Origin of the sequence: Parachryseolinea silvisoli (genome assembly GCF_021190955.1) — a bacterium.
Lineage (GTDB): Bacteria > Bacteroidota > Bacteroidia > Cytophagales > Cyclobacteriaceae > Ohtaekwangia > Ohtaekwangia silvisoli.
In genome coordinates, this window is sequence record NZ_JAIOAO010000001.1 from 1161603 (window position 1) to 1181270 (window position 19668).

The window sequence follows — 19668 nt, forward strand, 5'->3', positions numbered from 1 at the left end:
AGTAAACTATAGATCTGTTACTGACACTTGAATGTATAAACGAAGTCTGCACCTACGGCTTCGTCCACGACCTCGATGGAACCGTCTTCATTGGTGAAAGAATATTCGATCTTCTCAAGCTCCTCTCCTTCAGCCAGGTTATAATAGCTGGCAGGCCATAGCGTAATGGCATATGAATTTCCATACTGGAACTGCTTTGTCATTTGCTGTGCCGCGGCGTTATCCCGCACCTCAATCTGCCGGCCGCTACCGCGGACGTACGCCGTGGACGACAGGAAGATCTTATCAACTCCGGCATCGACCAGATCGTTGGAATCGACATCGCCCTGAAAACCGATTGTAATAAAATCATCTTTCGTGGCCGTAAGCGGCTGTACCGAGTTGAAGTGCAATTCGCAGAAGTCTATACCGTCCCCGGTACCGTTGATAACGGCGAAGCAATCGCCTTTATAGACCTTATAGAAATCCTGACTCGTGGTCATCCCATCGGCAGTCTCGTTCACGAAAATCGTAGGCTTGAAACTTAGACTTTCCGGCCCGGTCTTGGCCTTGATGGTGACGTAGACGTATATATCCTGTCCGTTGCTTACCGAATAGGTCTTATCCGTCCAAAACGTAATCCACTCCATATCATCCAGCACGTTCTCGCCGATACCGACGCGCCCCCGGATGGCGGCAGACCAGGATTGGCCGGGAGCCTGCGATGGACTCGTTCCCGCGGGAATGATACTCATCGTTTGGACCCCGGACTCTTCAGTATCCGTGTAGGACGCCGTCATGTTCTGCGCAGCATTCCAGCTTTTGGGCGCGAGAAAAGCGACTACCAGTCTGGCATCGTTTCTTGCTTCCGCAACATCGAGAAAAACAGTTACCTTAAATTCCGCAATCTGTCCGGCGTCTACTGATGGTGGGTACTCTACCTCGTTGATGTATACGCAGGTGATGGCAAAAATACCGAGCACAATCACGATGATATTACCAACAAGCCACTTGCGACTGAGTATTGTATTGGCTGTCATTTTTTGAGTAGTAAGCTTCATATACCTCGGTCTTTATTCGTTGATCCTCTCCAGAACATATTTATACCTGTTCAGCTGACATCCAGGGCTGAATGTTAACTGGATCTGTCGATTCCCCTGCACAACCGGATAAGTCAGATCCGCCGCCAGCGTTTCGGCACTGCTGCCTTCCCTGAAAATAATCTTGAAGGGATATTGTGGATCGTCAAGAGCCCAGTCGCCCTCCTCCTTTACGATGAAGGGCAGGTAGTTCTCAAAACTGTAGGTACCGTCCTCGCTGAAGTTTACCCTGAACCGGGTGAAATCAAACGCGCCTGTAATATCCAGGTCGTTGCGTGTTACATTCACAACCTTCCAGCTTCCATCGATGTTCTTCACAGCTTCAGCCGGCGCGTTGTCATCATTATTCTCGCATGAAAGACAGGATACCAGCATCACGATGGCCAATGCCTGCATGTAAATAGTTCTCATATCAACAGGGTTAAGGTCTAGTAGTATGGATTTTGTAATAGCTCAGGAGATTTTGCCGTCTCCGAGTAAGGAATGGGCCAGAAATACATCGCCTCCCGGAAATTGTGCTTGCGAACGTTGAACACATTGAAGCTGGCGGACGAACCATTTCTCACTACTTCCATTCCGGTCATAGTCTGGTTTTCGGTCTGATCCGCAATCATCCAGCGGCGTACGTCGAAGAAGCGGTGTCCCTCAAATGCCAGCTCGACCCTTCTTTCATTTCGGATAATCTCCCGCATCGCATCCTTTGAAAGGCCGGCAGGCAGCGTGAACGGAGATAAACCCGCACGCTCACGAATAGCCTCTATAGCCGCGTATACTTCCGAGGTGGGGCCATCAAATTCATTCTTTGCTTCGGCATAATTAAGTAAGACCTCCGCGTATCGTATCAATGGACGTGAGGCAGGTCCTTCTATGAAACCGTTCGCGACAACAACCCGGTGCACCATTTTATTCACATAATATCCTGTAGGCGTTCCTGCACGTACAGCGTCTTGCCCTGACAGTCTGCCCTGGTAATTTCCAAGAAAAATATCGATCGCAACACGCGGCCCCAGGAGTACCGCGGGCATTATACTTTGGTCATGATTAATGCTGTTGTCAAGACGTGGATCACGGTTTGCATAGGGGTTTTGCGGATCGTAACCGGACGTAGCGTCGGTAATCGCTTTTCCATTCGCCATACCAAATGCGTTGACCAGATCATGATAGGGATATGCTCCACCTTGTCCACCGCCACGGGAAGGTGGCTGCCACAGTCGCTCTTCGTAATTGCCATCCGTCGCCACACGTTCCAGGATAAGGCCGGAGTGAGCATTGACCGACTGAAAATCTTTCGCTACAAACTCCTCGTAAAATCCTTCACCGGGAGTAGGTGAATTGTTGACATGCAATTGGTATGCATTTAGACTGATAACAGCCTGAGCGGCTTCCGCTGCGATTTTCCATCGGTTAGGATCGGCAGCAGGATATCCTAAGATCTCAGTAAGTGGGGCGGGTGCAAAACCGCTTCCATTAAACAGCGGACTCGCGGCATAAAGCAAAACGCGCGCCTTCAATGCTTTGCAGGCACCTGCCCCGATCCGTCCATGATCCCGGGCCACTGGCCGGGTAATCAAATTCACGGCAGCCTGGTCACACTCCGAAACGATGTAGTCCACGCATTCCTGATAGGTGTTCCTGATCGCAATAATCTTATCTGTCGCACCATATACTGTGTCGCCGATCAGCGGAATTCCGCCGTAGTGTTTCAGCAGAATAGCGTAATACCAGGCGCGTAAAAACCTCGTCTCCGAAGCCAACTGCGTCTTCAGTGACGGTTGAAACGGTGTAATATCAAGATGTTTCAGAAACAGGTTCGTCCTCCGGATATTCCTGTAACACACATCCCACGCATCCTTCGATACGATCACAGAATTGACTGTGCCGGTAGCGAACTGAACATTGGTCGTGATAAAAGGAATGGCACGCGGCTCTGCTTCATCCGATGCACCATCCAATCCGCCCGAGCGGGCCGGAAAGATGGTGTTCCCATCACTGAATCTTCCGGGATCTGAATCGAACCCAATGTCTTCGAATATCCCGAAGAAAAATTGGGTTGCGTACGTACTGTCGGCGAAAACAGTCCCTTCATTAAGATTTGTAGTTTGTGTGTCGTCCAGGAAGCTTGCTTCCTGACAGGCGAGCATCATGCTGCCAAGAACTACGGCCAAAAGAATTATTCTTCTCATTTGCCTCTATTATTAAATGAACAGATCATTTTTAGTTAATCGTTTTAGCAAAAATTACAAGCCTACGCTCCAAATGCAACCATTCCAAAATAACGGTTGCATCTATCTACTTACATCTATACCAGTTTCTGATTTACGTACAAAAATCAACGCAACGCCTACCATAATATAGGGAATGCTTAGAATCTGTCCCATATTGAGAGAAAGATCACGCTCGAACGCCGATTGGTATTCTTTGACCGACTCCACAACAAATCGAAATGTCCAAAGAATTGTCAATATCATACCCAACAGTACGCCTGAACGCAAGTGGCGGGCATGTCTATACCAAACGTATAGCATAAACAAAAAGAACACCGTATAAAAAACACCCTCATACAGCTGTGCGGGATGTCTTGGTAGCTGATCTACGCGGGCGAAAATAAATGCCCAGGGTTTATCGGTAGGCACACCGACAATCTCAGAGTTCATGAGGTTGCCGAATCGTATACACGCGCCGGCGCTAATGGCCACCAGGGCCAGCCTGTCGATCACAAAAAGATATTCGGCATGGTTTCTTCGACACCATATATATACACCAATGAGAATACCGAATACACCGCCATGGCTAGAAAGGCCGTGAAAGGGGGGCTTGACCATCACAAGCGGGTTGCTGATCAGCGCATGAAGATCATAGAACAAAAAATGTCCAAGCCGCGCACCCACGATCGCCGGAACGACGATCATCAAAAAAAGACCAGGGAGGTTCACCGTATAGCGATCCTCTTTCAGAAAAATATAAAGACCGACCTGCCTGCTGATAATGAGACCCAGCGCCCACATCATTCCGTACCACGTCAGAGAAACAGACGTCCCCGGAAGGTGGAACATAACAGGGGAAACATTCCAGTAAATAAAGCTGTCGATAAGACTCATAGTCTTTGACCGCTATGCAGAGCCATTCCGCAGTTTCTCATCTTTTAGGCAGGTTAAAGTGTTCTCGTTACTGTACGGCGTTAAATTAGTTAATCGTTTTAGCAAACTTAATAATATTCACCTGAAATGCAAACGTTTTAGTTAACCGTTTTAGCAATATGTACTTTAAAAGCCCAAAACGCAGTTTTCTCACGCCCTCGCAACAGCGCGTGCAACCAGGCTATAAAGAAGGTCTATAAAAGAAAATACGTAGAATTAACCCCGCGTGTGCGTCAACGCAGCAACGACTGCCCCCAGTACTTGACGCCGGGCTCAGCCATGCGGGTCCAGACTAAACAATCGGAAATTACTAAAGCACCGACAACACAAATCGCATAGCCGACAACAACGGCCAGGATGCCGCGCAAAACTTTCCTACAACTTCTGCGATTGAGAATAAGACTACAGCTCCAACTCCAGGCTGGCAAAGCCGCACAACCCCTCGAGCATCTCGCTCAACTTGTTGCCTTTCGGTGTGAGCGCATATTCCGTGCGCGGCGGGTTACCTGGCAGATAGCTCTTTTGAATAAGGTGGTGTTGCTCCAGTGCGCGCAGACGGTCGGCCAGAATGTGATCGCTGATGTGTTCCAGGTTTTCTTTCAATAACGTAAACCGCGTGTTACCCTCTTCAATGCTAAACAAAACATCGGTCATCCATCGCTTGCTCAAAAAATACAACAACTCATTCAATGCACAACGCTCTTCCAGAAATGCCTGGTTCTGATAATTGGTGGACGTCAGTTTTCGCTCTGTCATGACTTACTAATCTTTTAATGAGTGCCTCATTCCCGGGAAATGTATTGATCTCCAAAGCAGCTTCCCGTTCCTTTACGGCGTATTGCAGCGAGGTTTCCCCGGCTATCCAAACACTTCTCCGGCTCCGCAGGCACCCACAACGGCTCTTACGCAGCAAAAGGTTCCAATCCAACCGCTCAGAGCAAACAAAAACACAGGGTGCCACCGGGATGCAAAAAGCGTCGTCAACACACCCGTCTGTAACACGTAGTTAAAACAAAAAAATTAAAAATCACAGCCCTATGATCGCTACAAAAGCGTATGCAGCGCAAACCAAAGATTCTAACCTCGCACCGTGGAATTTTCAGCGTCGTGACGTCGGCCCACGCGACGTTCAGTTCGATATTCTCTTCTGCGGTGTGTGTCACTCCGACCTGCACCAGATTAAAGACGAGTGGGGTGGCAGCATCTTCCCCATGGTACCCGGCCACGAAATCGTCGGCCGCGTCGTTAAAGTGGGCGCTGAAGTAAAGAAGTTTAAAGTAGGCGACCTGGCCGGCACCGGCTGTCTCGTAGACTCCTGCCGCACCTGCGACAACTGCAAGCACGGCCTCGAGCAGTATTGCACCAACGGCCACTCCCAAACCTACAACGGCGTAGAGCAAGATAAAAAGACTCCTACCTACGGCGGCTACTCCAACACCATCGTCGTACACGAAGATTTCGTCCTGAGCATCTCTGACAAGCTCGACCTGGCAGCCGTTGCACCGCTGCTCTGCGCCGGCATTACAACGTACTCGCCACTGCGGCACTGGAAAGTAGGCAAAGGCCATAAGCTCGCCGTACTCGGTCTGGGCGGCCTCGGCCACATGGCCGTAAAATTTGGCGTCGCCTTTGGCGCCGAAGTAACGGTACTTAGCACCTCTGCTTCTAAAGAAGCCGACGCAAAAAAACTCGGAGCACACAAGTTCGTCGTCACTTCCGATCGCGCGCAAACAAAAGCCGTTGCCGGCTACTTCGACTTTATTATCGACACCGTGTCCGCCGCCCACGACTTGGGCCTATACCTGTCGTTACTAAAAACCGACGGTGCCCACATCCTGGTGGGAGCCCCTCCGGATCCCGCGCAGTTACACGCCTTCAGCCTCATCCCGGGCCGCAAAACACTCGCCGGCTCCATGATCGGCGGCCTGCCCGAAACCCAGGAAATGCTCGACTTCTGTGCCCAGCACAACATCGTCTCCGACATCGAGCTAATCGACATGAAGGACATTCAAAAAGCTTTCGACCGCATGGTCAAAGGCGACGTCCGCTACCGCTTTGTCATCGATATGGCGACACTTTAAACCGCTACTCGCTACACGTAAAAAGCACTGGCCCCAACCAGTGCTTTTTTTATACCTGCGTAACAAATGCGGTCTTTTCTTCGCTCTCACGCTCACACTCACGCTGGTTCCTTCCAACCCCGTCAACATAGGGTCTATATAAAACCATTAGCCAACCTATTCACATTCCCCGACCTTCACCCCATACTAAACACCAACATCACCATGAAAACACCGCTATCCATACTGGTGCTGCTTCTAACACTATTCGTCTTCCCCACACACGCCCAACAAAAGAAGCTCCGCATCGGCATCGCCGGTCTCACGCACTCCCACGTACACTGGATTCTCAACAGCGCCAATCGCCCGGAGTTCGAGATCGTCGGCATTTCCGAACCCAACCGCGACCTGGCCACACGCCTCCTCAAACAATACAACCTCCCCCTCACACTCCTATACCCCACACTCGAAGAGATGCTGGACAAAGCCAGGCCCGAAGCCGTTACCGCTTTCCACAGCATCTATAACCACCTGGCCGTCGTCAAAGCCTGCGCCCCACGCCATATACATGTCATGGTGGAAAAGCCGCTGGCCGTCAGCAACGACCACGCACAACAAATGGCAGCACTCGCCAAACAGTATAACATACACCTGCTCACCAACTACGAAACTACCTGGTACGCCGGCCACTACGAAGCCTATAACATGATCTACCGCGATAACCGCATCGGCAAGATCCGCAAAGTCGTGGTACACGACGGCCACCGCGGTCCGAAAGAGATCAATGTTAACCCCGAGTTTCTCGCATGGCTCACTGACCCCGTAGAAAACGGTGGCGGCGCACTCATGGATTTCGGCTGCTACGGCGCTGACCTGATCACCTGGCTACTGAAAGGCGAAAAGCCCACCAGCGTTACCGCCGTCACGCAGCAAATCAAACCCGACGTATACCCCAAGGTAGACGACGACGCCACCATCCTCCTCACCTACCCCGGCACCACCGGCGTCATCCAGGCCTCGTGGAACTGGCCCTACAACCGCAAAGACATCGAGATCTACGGCCAGACCGCATACATCTGGGCCGACAAAACCTCCCTCACCTTCCGCAACGGCGACGACGCTCCACAGCAAACGCCCATGGCGACAATGCCCGCACCGATGGATAATCCGTTTGCGTATTTCGCCGCCGTGGTAAACGGCAGCATCGTGGTAAAAGACACTGACCTCTCATCTCTCCCGCTCAACGTTACCGCAGTCGAAATCCTGGATGCAGCACGACGCTCCGCAAAAGAAGGGAAAACTATTTTTCTGAAAAAGAAATAAAAACAAGTAGCATTTTGAAGTACAAAAGCACTGGCACGTCCAGTGCTTTTTTTATTATAATTATTCCGTATTTTTCGAATCTATAGCAGGCCTTATAGCACAGTAAAATTCGAAACCGAATACAACGTTGCCTTCTCCCCTTTATTGCATCACCGCACACGTTTTCAAAGCCGGTATCGCCTTCCGCAATTGTGGCCCTGTTTTTGATTATTCCCCCGATGAAAACAACCTGCGGGCAAATCCCGCGTTTTAGCATAGCACATTCTTCGCATCGATGAACCCCAAGATAAAGAAGTGGATTGTCAGGCCACTGCTCATACTCCTGATCACCGTTTTTGTCCTGGCCGGCGTCGGCCTGATCGTTCTCCTCACCCAGCAGCAACGCCTCGTCAACCTGGCCGTAGCTGCGGTCAACAAACAATTCAAAGGCGAGCTGGCCATTGAAACGAGCAGCATATCGCCCTTCAAAAACTTTCCCTACGTGTCGGTAGCCCTGCACGAAGTGCGTTTCTTCCCAACCAAAGCCACTACCGGCAAGCCCCTGGCGGAGATCGGCCGCCTCTACGTCGGCTTCAGTCTGCCGGACATCCTCCAACAACAATACAACGTGCGCCGGCTCTTTATACAAGGCGGCTACGTCGACCTGACCCGCAAAGAAAACGGCCAGCTTGACATCGTCGAAGCTACCACCCTGCAAGCCGACACCACTGCGGTGGCGCCTTCGACCGGCGAAGCCACCGCTTTCGAAGTGGACCTCCAACAGATCGTGTTAAAAGACCTTACCTTTTCGTACACTGACAAGGCCTCCGGCCAACAGATCAGCTCATCTATTGAAAAGATTGTATCCTCCTTCCGCATCGACAGCGCCAACATCGCCGCTACGCTGGAAGGCGGCATGAACCTCGACCTGGCCACCCCGACCGACACCAGCTTCTTCCGTCATAAACACCTGCAGGTAAACCTCAAAGGCGACTACAACACCGCCCGCCAATACCTCACTATCACCACCGGCGGACTCTTGCTCGAACAAGCATCGTTCAACGTAACAGGCACCGCCAGCCTGGCACAACAGACTGAAGTGGACTTTCACATTCAGGGCGACAAGCCCGACTTCAATCTCATCAATGCCTTCCTGCCGCCCGACGCCAAGACAGCACTCAAACCGTTTCAATACGATGGCCGCATATACTTCGATGGCAAAGTGAAAGGTATAATCGCCGAAAATCAACAACCCCACATCGACGTAACCTTTGGCTGCGAAGAAGCCTGGTTCCTCAACACAACGTCAGAGAAGAAAGTAGACCAACTAGGATTTAAAGGATACTATACCAACGGTCGCGAAAACTCCCTGAAGACATCCGAGCTGCACATCACCAACGTCAACGCCCGCCCGGAGAAAGGAATCTTCAAAGGTAACTTTGTCATGCGCGACTTTACCGACCCACATGTGCTCATGCAGATCAAGTCTGAACTGGAATTAAAGTTCCTCGGACAGTTCCTCGGCATCCCCGGTCTGCAACAAATCACCGGCAAGATCAAGCTCGACATGAACTTCAAAGAAATTACCGACATCGAGCTGCCCGAGCAAGCCCTGAATAAATTGAAAGACGGACTGCAAAGCGAGCTCAGCGTCGAGAACCTCGCCTTCCGCATCCCCGGCTACCCACACCAGGTACGCGACATGAACGTGCATGCCAAAATGAAAGACGGCCGCATCACCCTCGACTCCGTCTTCCTGCGCATCGGCAACTCCGACCTGCGTATCGACGGCAGCCTCAGCGACCTGCCCGCGCTGCTGCACCATCCCGAAAAGCCCGTAACGGTAACAATGAACGCCCGCAGCCAAAACCTCATTCTCAAAGAACTATTCGCGCACGACACAGCCATGTCCCGCAAAATGCAGGAAGAGATTCACGGCTTCAACATTGGCGTAGCCTTACAAACTTCAGCCAACCAGTTGAAACACCCGGCCCCACTTCCCAAAGGAAAGTTCGAGCTTAAAAACCTGAGCGCCTCCTTCAAAAAATACCCGCACGCATTCCACGACCTGGGTGCCACGCTCACCATCAATGACACCGCCCTGCTGCTGCGCAATTTCACCGGCATGATCGACAAGTCCGATATACGCTTCAGCGGCCGCGTCGTTAACTACCAGCTGTGGTTTGCCGACTATAAAAAAGGCAAGACCCAAATCGCCTTCGACTTCAAGTCTAACCGCTTTGCCATGGACGACCTGCTTGGTCCCATCAGCCGCAAGCTGGTGCCGCCCGGCTATCGCCACGAAGAAGCCAATGACGTGTGGCTGCGCTCCAAGATCGACCTGAAGTACGACACCGTCTTTAAGATCGCACGCATCAAGATTGCCAACATCTCGGCCAACCTCAAACAACACGGCCTGCAGCTCAAAGATATCAAAGGCAAACTGGTCTACGCATCGAAGATCATGAAGGCCGACACGCTGCGCGGCACCATCGGCCGTAGCGACTTCGACATCAACTTCCGTTATTACACCGGCGACAATCCCAAATACAAGGGGAAACACAATTACCTTTACTTCAACTCGACCTTCCTCGACCTCGACCAGATCACGCAATACGATCTGTCGGCCGGCACCGATAGCGCCGAGATCATTGCCCCCACCGCAGCCGTTACAACGCCAGCTACCACAACCGCCGCGACCAGCAAAGACACCAGCCAGCACGCCACCGCCTTTAACGTCTTCATGATCCCCTTCTCCACATTCGACGTACAGGTAAACATCGGCAAGCTCAAATACAACAAACTTTGGCTACGCGACGCCCAGGCCCGCATCCGCATGCAGGAAGACCACCACATCTATATCGACACGCTGTCTACGCGGGTCGCCGGCGGTACCCTGGCCATGCGCGGACACTTCAACGGCAATGATCCCAACAAGATCTACCTGCGCAGCCGCATCAAGGTAGACCAGGTCGACCTCGAAAAGATGCTGCTCAAGCTCGACCACTTCGGCCAGGATGTCGTCATCAACAAAAACATCAAAGGCCGCGTCAGTGGCCAGATCAAAAGCTATGTGCGCATACACCCTGACTTCGTGCCGATCCTCGACAACTCCAAGGCTGAGGTAAACGTCTCTATCTACAAAGGCAGCCTCGTAGACTTTGCGCCCATGCAGGCCATGGCTGGCTACTTCAAAGACAAGAACCTGCGCATGATCAGCTTCGACACCCTGCACAACGTACTGACATTCGCCGACGGCGTGTTGAACATCCCCTCCATGAACATCAACTCGTCCCTGGGCTTCGTGGAAATCTCTGGTAAGCAATCCCTGGACCTGAAAATGGAGTACTACATCCGCGTACCGCTCAAGATGGTCACCAAGGTAGGCTTCAGCTCCCTGTTTGGTAAAAAGCAAGAAGATGTAGACCTCGACCAGGTCGACGCGATTGAATACGCCGACAAAGACAAAAAAACGCGCTTCATGAACCTGCGCGTCACTGGCACACCTGGCGACTTTAAGATAGGTCTTGGCAAAGACAAACGTCGAAGCTAAAAAAAACGGCTGCCACTCAACCTGGCAGCCGCATAACTAGCAATGCATAGCAAATTTCCGTACAGGCCTCCCGTTATCAGAATAGCCTTATTTAGGCTTGTTGTTTAGTGAATGACAACCTTGCGGGTAGTAGTTCCAGCCCGCGACTGCACCTTGAGCTGGTATATACCCGGCTTATAGCCCTCTATATTCACTTCGGTTCGCGGCGTGGTAATAGCTTGTTCCTTTACCAACTTACCTGTTGGATCATAAACCTTCAGCGTGGATTTTTTACCAGGCACCCCTGAATACTCCAACGTCAATATACCTTTGGCCGGGTTGGGATACACCGCCAATGACGTACCCTCTCCGGGACCTGTTCCCATGACCGTGCTCGTCTCTTTCTTCTTAATATTTGTATAGTTGAAATTAAAGGCACCGTCGCCCATCAGCACCCGCATTATGTGTTTGCCCGCCGTCAACACAACGTCCTTGCTCACCGTAGCATACTGTTGCCAATTACTCGTATTAGGCACCGTAATCTTGCCGGTCTTGTCTTCACCATCAAACTCCACACGAATAGAGCTACCGGTCGCATTCTGCGAAGCCACGCGCAGCTCAACAGTGTATGTACCGGCCTCCGCCACGTTCACGGTATACTCCAGCCACTCACTGCCGCCCAGCCACCCTACATTGTAACCGCCCTCGCCGCAGTTCTCGATATCAACAAACTCGTCCAGGCGGTATTGCCCACCGTTGTTAGCCGTATCACTGTCGCTATACGCAACTGCCGGTCCGCCGTTGTCAAAGTCCTCGGCTTCGATCTTGCCCGGTATCGGCCAGGGCGTGCCGTGGTACGGTGTACCATGCCCCTTGGTCTGGATCACTTTCTGAATGGTACCGTCGGCATTGTAAAACAACTTATCGACACAAATCGAACGCAGCCAGTCATTGCCCGACAACGCGCTATTGTGATAGAATGCATACCACTGTCCCTTATACTCCACAATAGAACCGTGGTTCGTATAACTGTCGGTCGGATCGATATAGACGCCGCGATACGTCCACGGGCCCAGCGGGCTGTTGCTCGTCGCATACCGCATGCGGTTGTGTCTCGTTCCGTCGTCGTTGTTATCCGCATACGACAGGTAGTACACACCGTTTCGTTTGTGTACCCACGTAGCCTCGTGGAAATCCTCCAGGCCTTGCATAGGCTGCATGGCACCGTCAAGCTCTGTCATGTTGGACTTTAGCTTACCACCCTGACATATGCCGCCACCGCCATAATAAAAATATACCTGGCCATCATCGTCGATAAAGACGCACGGGTCGATATGCGATTGCAGTCCTGCGATATACCCTTGCACGGTAAAGCCGCTGGCCGGCTGGCTACTCGTCGCGATACCGATCTTCCAGGTTGAGTTCCATTCCGTGCCACTCGGATGCGGAAAGTACAGGTAATAGGTGCCGTTCTTATAGGCACAGTCCGGCGCCCACATAAAGCCACCTTCCGGGCGGCCCCACGGCACCTGGCTCGCGCGCAGAATCTCGCCGTGGTCAACCCAATCCACCATGTTGTCGGTCGAAAAAACATGGTACTGGTCCATCAGATCGGCGCCGCGCGGGGGCGCGATGTCACGGGAGGGGTATACGTATAAACGGCCATCGCTCCACACGTGGGCCGACGGGTCTGCGGTAAACATCTGCTTAATAAAGGGGTTGCCGGGCATATCCTGCGCATGCATACCGGCTGGCAGGAGCAGCACTCCAAACACAATTGCTTGAACCAGGCTTGCTTTCATAAACGGTTATTTTCGGGTGGGTTTTGCAATAGTATAGCCATTCTCTCCGTGGAACCACCGTGCACCCTCGCCTACCAGCCATAAGTAATAGTCGGTGCCGAGGTTGTCTTCGATGCCCACAAATTTCAACCCCGTATCACCGTTCAGTGGCACGTGGCCTTCGTTGTTCACCTTGAAGATCGCCGTACCTTCGTCGACCTCGTCAAACATGGCGACATACAGCGACGTCGCTCCCTGGAGCTTGGCGCCCCAGATCTGGCGCCACAGGAAGTCACCCTGTAAACGAGGGATAGAATTATACAGGCTCGCATCGTTGTGCATGTTTCCCCAACTAAAGCCCGGGAATACCAACGGCACATAGTCCACGCCGTTTGCTCTGCACCACTTAACATCTTCGCCCACGTTGTTCGGATTATAGCCACCGATGTCGTAGCGGCCTACAGCCCATGGCATAATAATGTCCGCCTTCTTGATCAGCGCATGCAGCGCCGCGTCTTTTTCGGTATCATTACCGTTGGTACGCCAGTAATACGGCACCCCCAGCATGATGGATACTTTGCCCGTCGCCTTGAGCTTGTCCACCAAGGCCGTAACATCAGCGGTAGTGTAAGCGCGGTTGTCGTTGAAGCCCACACCCCAGATCACCACCAGCGGCTTCCCACGGTGGTGCAAATACGTCGGATTCTCCTGGCTATCTTGTAGCTTGAATAGCGCCTGTAGCTCCTCCCAGTCGTCATACAGGTACGCCACGTCCGCCGGCGAGCTACCACTCAGGTCGTACATCACACTGATCGCACGCTCATATTTCTTTGCAGCCTTCAGCGCATTTCCCAGCACCTTGTTAAAGTGGCGCTTACCGCTCGCATTAGACGGCTTGATCTCGCCTACAAAGCGCTGCATGTGCACACCGTCCAGACCATACTCCTTCATCCACTTAAAGTGCAGGTCTACCGTAGACTCATCGTATGGGCTATACACATACGCGCTGGAGCCGTCAGGATAGTTAAAATCAGTTTCATACGTCTTGGCATACTCGCGCACATCCGGCCACAAGTCTACATTCGTACACCCGGGAAAAAACCCGCACCCATTCTTCTGGTAATGATACCAACCGCGGTTCGACTCGTCGCCCTCTGCCGCAAACCACCCCTGATACCCAGCCATCACCAGCTTCGAATACGACGGGTACAACACATTCGGGTCTATATCGGTAGAGTCTTCCGGGTCGGCAGGCCCGGGATCATCGTTCGAGCTACAAGCCAGCACCATCAACGGAAAAATCAGTAAGGCTAAAACCTTCAGTAATTTCATCTCAATACATTTAATAATTCAAATCATACAAAACCATCCGCCCTCACGCTCACACGCACAATCTCACGCCGCTCTCGCGCTCACACTCACGCTGTTTTCAGGTAGGGGTTATTTTCCGCCCGGTTGCGCCGACATCGAAAATTCCAGTGTTCCCCCTTTCGCCAAATCGGCATGAGCAAAAAACGGCGTTTTCAAAACCTTCCCATTCAACTTCGCCTGCTGTACATACCTCGTCTGCGCCGTATTGTGCGGAGCCTTGATCACAAAATTCTTCCCGCCATCCAGGTGTATCGTCACTTCTTCAAACAAAGGCCGCCCCAACGTATACGTCGGATTGCCCGGGCTCACCTGGTAAAAACCCAGGCTGCTCAAAATATACCAGGCCGACATCTGCCCACAATCTTCATTACCCGACAACCCATTCTGATCATTAAAATAAAGTGTGGTCAAAATCTGATCCACCAACGCCTGCGTCTTCCACGGTTGGCCTACATAGTTGTATAAATACGCAATATGATGACTCGGTTCATTGCCGTGCGCATACTGACCGATCAACCCCGAAATATCGGCCGACACATTTTTACCCGCGAGATCCGATTTGGCAGCAAACAAACTATCCAGTCGCGCGGCAAAGGAAGCCTTACCGCCGTGCAGCGCAACCAACCCGTCGACATCGTGCGGCACAAACCACGACCATTGGTACGCATTGCCTTCTACATATTCATCTTCGCGATGATTCGAGAATCGCGGATCAAACGGCGTCTTCCACGTGCCATCTGCCTTTTTACCACGCATAAAACCCGTGCCCTTATCAAAGTAAAGCTGATACCGCTTCGACCGCGCACTAAACTTTTCATAGTCAGCTGTCTTGCCCAGCGCCTTCGCCATTTGTGCAATACACCAGTCGTTGTAAGCATATTCCAACGCCTTCGAGACCGATTCGTTTTCCTTGTCGCACGGTATAAAGCCCAGCATCTGGTTATAATACTTCGCTTTTGGCATCAGGTTCCGTTTGATCTCCTCGTCGGGGAACGACACATTGACAGTGTCATAGGTCGAAGAATGTACAATCGCCTGGTAAGCCTTCTCCACATCAAAATTGCGATAGCCCTTAAAATAAGAGTCGACAATCACCGGCACCGAATGATAGCCGATCATGGTACCCGTCTCATTCGATGAGAGCTCCCACATCGGCAACACACCCCGTTCTTCGTACTTGCGCACCATCGCGCGAATCCACGCTTCGTTGCGCCCCGGGTTGATGATCGTCATCAGCGGGTGAAATGCGCGGAATGTATCCCACAATGAAAACACGGTATAGTTATCCGAACCGTTCGCAGCGTGTGTACGCTTGTCCATACCACGGTAACGGCCATCGATGTCTGTATAAACATTAGGGCTAATCGCCGTATGATACATCGCCGTGTAAAAGATCTTTTGCTGGTCGGAGGTGCCGCCCTTGATCTCGATCTTGCCGAGCCACTCCTCCCAGGCCGCCGCTGCCGTGGCTTGTACCGCCGCGAAATCCCAGCCGGCAATCTCGCGCGTCACGTTGTTGCGCGCGCCGTCATAGTCTACCGCGGAAATGCCCACCTTCGCCAACACCGCGTTGCCGGTGCCGTTCTTAAACTTCAACAGCGCCTTCGCTCCGGTCTTATTGGTAGTGCGTGCGGACGCATCCAGCAACTCCTGGTTGATCGCCAGCGTGTACGTAAACGGCTCCGAAAATACCGCATGGAAATATACATGCTGATCACGCGCCCAGCCCTTCGTCACCTTGCGCCCGCGCAGCTCGTGATCGTTTATAATTTCGATTTCATTAACCACGTTCTGGTGGCTTTGCAACGTATGGCCTACGTCGACGATCAGGCCCGCATCGCTGTCCGCGGGAAAAGTATAGCGATGCATACCCGCACGGGGCGTGGCCGTCAGCTCGGCTTTTACATTGTAATCTCTGAGTGTCACGGTGTAATATCCCGGCGAGGCGTGCTCGGTGCCCGGTACCTTAGCCGAACAGTACCCCGCGTCGGGCGTCTCGGCGGTGCCTTGCGTCAGCAGCTGCACACCCGTGGTCGGCATAAACAAAATATCGCCATAGTCGCCGATGCCCGTACCGCTCAGGTGCGTATGCGAAAAACCGAGAATGGCCTGGTCGGAACTGTGATAGCCCGAGCAAGCATCCCACCCATTCAAACGGGTGTCGGGACTGAGCTGAACCATGCCGTACGGCACCGTCGCCCCCGGGAACGTATGGCCGTGGCCACCCGTACCGATAAAGGGGTCTACCAAATCGACTTTGTGAGAAGCAGGACCGCGTGACTCCCGCGGTGGTTGTGCGTGTGCACCGCTCGCTACTATAATAAGGAGCCCTAAAACCGAAAACATCTTCATAGGCTGGTTGCAAATAAGCAATGCCTCGAAAATATCTGCGTACGCTTAAAAATGGATTAATATCTACTTAAACAAGCAGTGCAAACGTTTTTTAATTCTAATTATGACGTTTTTTGAGTAAATTGTCCCTATTGTAAATCTTATGTGTGGGAGAAACTTAGTTGCGACACGGGCATCCGTACGAATTCTGATCATTGGCGTGCTGACCTTGTTCATAGCCCTGCAAGGCTGGACACAAACCAACACGCCGACTCCGGATTATGGCCTGTCGTTCGCCTCACACGAAGTCACCAAAGACCAACGCACCTCACTCTCCCTCACGCCGGAAGATCCCTTCACCATCAAAGAAGACTTCGAAATTCGTTTCGACCTTTCCTTCAAACGCCTGATCGACGCCTACGGCTATGTGCTGCGCATCATCGCCAACGACTCCATTAATATAGACCTCGTGTCGAGCCCCGAACACGACGACTTCCACGACCTCAACCTCATCATCAACAACAATCCACCTCAAATACACTACGACCACCAGGACATCGGCTTGCGTCCACTTCAATGGACACCCGTCACCATTAAGTTCGAAACGCGTACTAAAAAACTGATCGTGTCGTGGGCAGGCAAAACCCAAACACAGGAGCTCCCCTTCTCCAGTCTACGCACCTTCCGTTTCTTCTTTGGCGCCAACGACTTTGGCCGCTTTACTACATCCGACGTACCACCGATGATCATTCGTCACGTTGCCATCCAGCGTATCAACGACAAAACCATCCAATGGGACTTACGTCGCCATGGCATCGGCGAAGTCTACGACAACACCAACACCTACGTCGCCGTGGCCAAAAATCCAACGTGGCTCATTGACAAACATACTACCTGGGTACACGCCCAGCAGTTCGTCATCGCGCGCTACCCTTCCGTCGCCTTCAACAGCGCCACCGGCACGGTATACGCCACGGACAAAAACCATGTATATACCTACCACCTGTCCGACGGTAAGATGCACCACACCCGCATCCACCAGGGCAAGCCGGTCTACACCGATGCTAACCAGTTATTATACATCGACGAGACTCACGCCCTTGTCAACTACGATCTCTACACTAACGTCCTCTCCGCTTACGACTTTGAACACCAACGCTGGCAAAACAGCGACACGACCTACAACCTGCCCAACTACTGGCACAACAATAAATTCTACAACCCTGTTGATCGTTCCGTCTATACCTTCGGCGGCTACGGCCACTTCAACTATAAAAACAAGTTCATGCGCTACGACTCCATGTCACACGCATGGACCGAAGTAAAAACACAAGGCACCATTCCGCCCCGTTACCTGGGTGCCCTCGGTCGCATGCCATCAAAAGACAAAGCCCTGATCTTTGGCGGCTACGGCAGCGAAAGCGGCAAACAAGAGCTGTCTCCCCAAAGCTTTTATGACCTCTACACATTCGATCTGAAAACCCACGCCATCCGCAAGCTCTGGGAACAGAAGTCGGCCCCGGGCGAAGAAGACATTGTCTTTTCGAATTCCCTGGTGGTAAACGAAGAAGACAGCTGCTTCTACGTCCTCAGCTTCCCCAAAAACAAATACGAAAACTATATCAAACTGCGGAAGTACTCGTTATCCAATCCCGAGTGGCAGGTACTAGCCGACTCGATTCCCTTCCAATTCCACGACGAACACTCCTTCTGCGACCTGTTCCTCTCCAAGGCTACACGCCAGCTGGTCGCCGTGACGTCGCACAAAGAGATCGACCAGTATAAAATCAACCTCTACACCATCAACTACCCGCCCCTCAGCACCACCGACGTATTCCAGGATACAACTCCAGGTATTACGCGCGCATCCTACTACAGCATTATTAGCTTTATACTCATCACCGGCACGCTCATCACGCTGGGCGTCATCATCTTCGCCCGCCGAAAAAAGAAAGACCTGGCCGTCGCACCCACGGCCAACGGCGCCGCTCCCCACACCGAAGCCGCCGCCATACTCCACGACATAACACGCCACGCCCACGAATCCGAAAAAAACGTCGCCGTCATTTACCTTTTCGGCGGCTTCCAGGTATTCGACAAACAGGGCCACGACATCACCGGAAAGTTCACGATGACCATCAAAGAACTGTTCGTGCTCATCCTGATCCACTCCGTAAAATTCGAGAAAGGCATCTCCACCACGACATTACAAGAGTATCTCTGGCCCGACAAAGGCGACATGAGTGCCCGCAACAACCGTAACGTAAACATTAAAAAGCTCCGCGGCTTGCTGGAAGAGATCGGCGACATCACCATCGAAAACAACCACTCCTACCTCCAGCTTGCCCTCGGCGAAAACGTCCTCTGCGACTACCACCTCGTATCGCGCATACTCTCAACCGAAGCCCCCCTCACGGCCACAACCGCCGAAACCCTACTACGCTTCGTAAAACGCGGCAACCTCCTCCCCAACATCCAAACCGACTGGCTCGACAGTTTCAAATCGGACATCTCCAACCGCGTCATCGACGTGCTCCTCGAGTACTCCCAAACCCTCGACGTCTCCAAAGACGACCGGGTATTATTAGAAATAGCCGACACCATCTTCAACTACGACAGCATCAACCAGGAAGCCCTGGTCATCAAATGCTCAGTGCTGAATAAAAAAGGAAAGTACTCCCTGGCCAAAACGTGGTACGACCACTTCGTCAAGGAGTACAAGAACCTCTATGCCGAAAGCTATCCTAAGACTTTCGATGAGGTAATTTCTTAACGGCTATATAATCGGAAAGGAAAATGAACGTCTGGCGCAGGTGTTAGCACCAAGCGAAGCGTAGGTGCGCACCTGTGCCCAGTATGGTGGCAGTCTCCGACTGCCGTGGAAAATGTTGATAACGGACGTAAAGGTATAGTCACTAACGCCCGGGTTTACATTGCTGGCGCAAGTCTTAGCGCGAAGCGCGAGACTTGTGACCGCGACTGTCGGCAGTCTTCAGACTGCCGTGTGCCCCGACAAAGTCGGGGCTGCATTTACTGTTCCAACTACAAAAAGTAATCTGCAGTCATACTATCAAC

The 19668-nt window shown here is 52.1% G+C and carries 12 protein-coding genes; 4 read left to right on the plus strand and 8 right to left on the minus strand.

All coding sequences use genetic code 11. The features are described 5' to 3' along the window. Positions 1 to 17: 17 nt before the first annotated feature. The 5 genes from K7P01_RS04855 to K7P01_RS04875 form a co-directional block, all read right to left on the minus strand. Positions 18 to 1040, minus strand: coding sequence for a DUF4961 domain-containing protein (locus K7P01_RS04855; RefSeq protein ID WP_267290407.1), 1023 nt, complete (start codon positions 1038 to 1040; stop codon positions 18 to 20). A gap of 12 nt (positions 1041 to 1052) precedes the next feature. Beyond that, the gene (locus K7P01_RS04860; protein ID WP_267290409.1) at positions 1053 to 1490 is read right to left on the minus strand and encodes a DUF5004 domain-containing protein; all 438 of its coding nucleotides are present in this window, start codon (positions 1488 to 1490) and stop codon (positions 1053 to 1055) included. 17 nt (positions 1491 to 1507) lie between these two features. Further along, positions 1508 to 3262 (minus strand): RagB/SusD family nutrient uptake outer membrane protein, encoded by a 1755-nt coding sequence (locus K7P01_RS04865; RefSeq protein ID WP_267290411.1) that lies wholly within the window; start codon positions 3260 to 3262, stop codon positions 1508 to 1510. Positions 3263 to 3364: 102 nt separating this feature from the next. Next, positions 3365 to 4177, minus strand: a complete 813-nt coding sequence (lgt, locus tag K7P01_RS04870) for a prolipoprotein diacylglyceryl transferase (RefSeq protein WP_267290413.1) — start codon at positions 4175 to 4177, stop codon at positions 3365 to 3367. 441 nt (positions 4178 to 4618) lie between these two features. Continuing rightward, the gene (locus K7P01_RS04875; RefSeq protein ID WP_267290415.1) at positions 4619 to 4972 is read right to left on the minus strand and encodes a winged helix-turn-helix transcriptional regulator; all 354 of its coding nucleotides are present in this window, start codon (positions 4970 to 4972) and stop codon (positions 4619 to 4621) included. A 281-nt stretch (positions 4973 to 5253) separates the two neighbouring features. Between K7P01_RS04875 and K7P01_RS04880 the strand changes: the two genes are divergently transcribed. From K7P01_RS04880 to K7P01_RS04890, 3 genes are all read left to right on the plus strand, one after another. Then, positions 5254 to 6297, plus strand: a complete 1044-nt coding sequence (locus K7P01_RS04880; RefSeq protein ID WP_267290417.1) for an NAD(P)-dependent alcohol dehydrogenase — start codon at positions 5254 to 5256, stop codon at positions 6295 to 6297. Positions 6298 to 6501: 204 nt separating this feature from the next. After that, the gene (locus K7P01_RS04885) at positions 6502 to 7599 is read left to right on the plus strand and encodes a Gfo/Idh/MocA family protein (RefSeq protein ID WP_267290419.1); all 1098 of its coding nucleotides are present in this window, start codon (positions 6502 to 6504) and stop codon (positions 7597 to 7599) included. Between the two features lie 274 nt (positions 7600 to 7873). Beyond that, complete coding sequence (locus K7P01_RS04890; protein ID WP_267290421.1) at positions 7874 to 11131, plus strand: AsmA family protein; 3258 nt, start codon at positions 7874 to 7876, stop codon at positions 11129 to 11131. 104 nt (positions 11132 to 11235) lie between these two features. On the opposite strand, the gene K7P01_RS04895 is transcribed toward K7P01_RS04890, so the two are convergent. The 3 genes from K7P01_RS04895 to K7P01_RS04905 form a co-directional block, all read right to left on the minus strand. After that, positions 11236 to 12912, minus strand: coding sequence for a family 43 glycosylhydrolase (locus tag K7P01_RS04895; protein WP_267290423.1), 1677 nt, complete (start codon positions 12910 to 12912; stop codon positions 11236 to 11238). Between the two features lie 6 nt (positions 12913 to 12918). After that, complete coding sequence (locus tag K7P01_RS04900; RefSeq protein ID WP_267290425.1) at positions 12919 to 14223, minus strand: glycoside hydrolase family 71/99-like protein; 1305 nt, start codon at positions 14221 to 14223, stop codon at positions 12919 to 12921. Positions 14224 to 14331: 108 nt separating this feature from the next. Then, positions 14332 to 16614, minus strand: a complete 2283-nt coding sequence (locus tag K7P01_RS04905; protein ID WP_267290427.1) for a GH92 family glycosyl hydrolase — start codon at positions 16612 to 16614, stop codon at positions 14332 to 14334. Between the two features lie 142 nt (positions 16615 to 16756). Between K7P01_RS04905 and K7P01_RS04910 the strand changes: the two genes are divergently transcribed. Beyond that, complete coding sequence (locus K7P01_RS04910) at positions 16757 to 19366, plus strand: Kelch repeat-containing protein (RefSeq protein WP_267290429.1); 2610 nt, start codon at positions 16757 to 16759, stop codon at positions 19364 to 19366. The last annotated feature ends 302 nt before the right edge of the window (positions 19367 to 19668 follow it).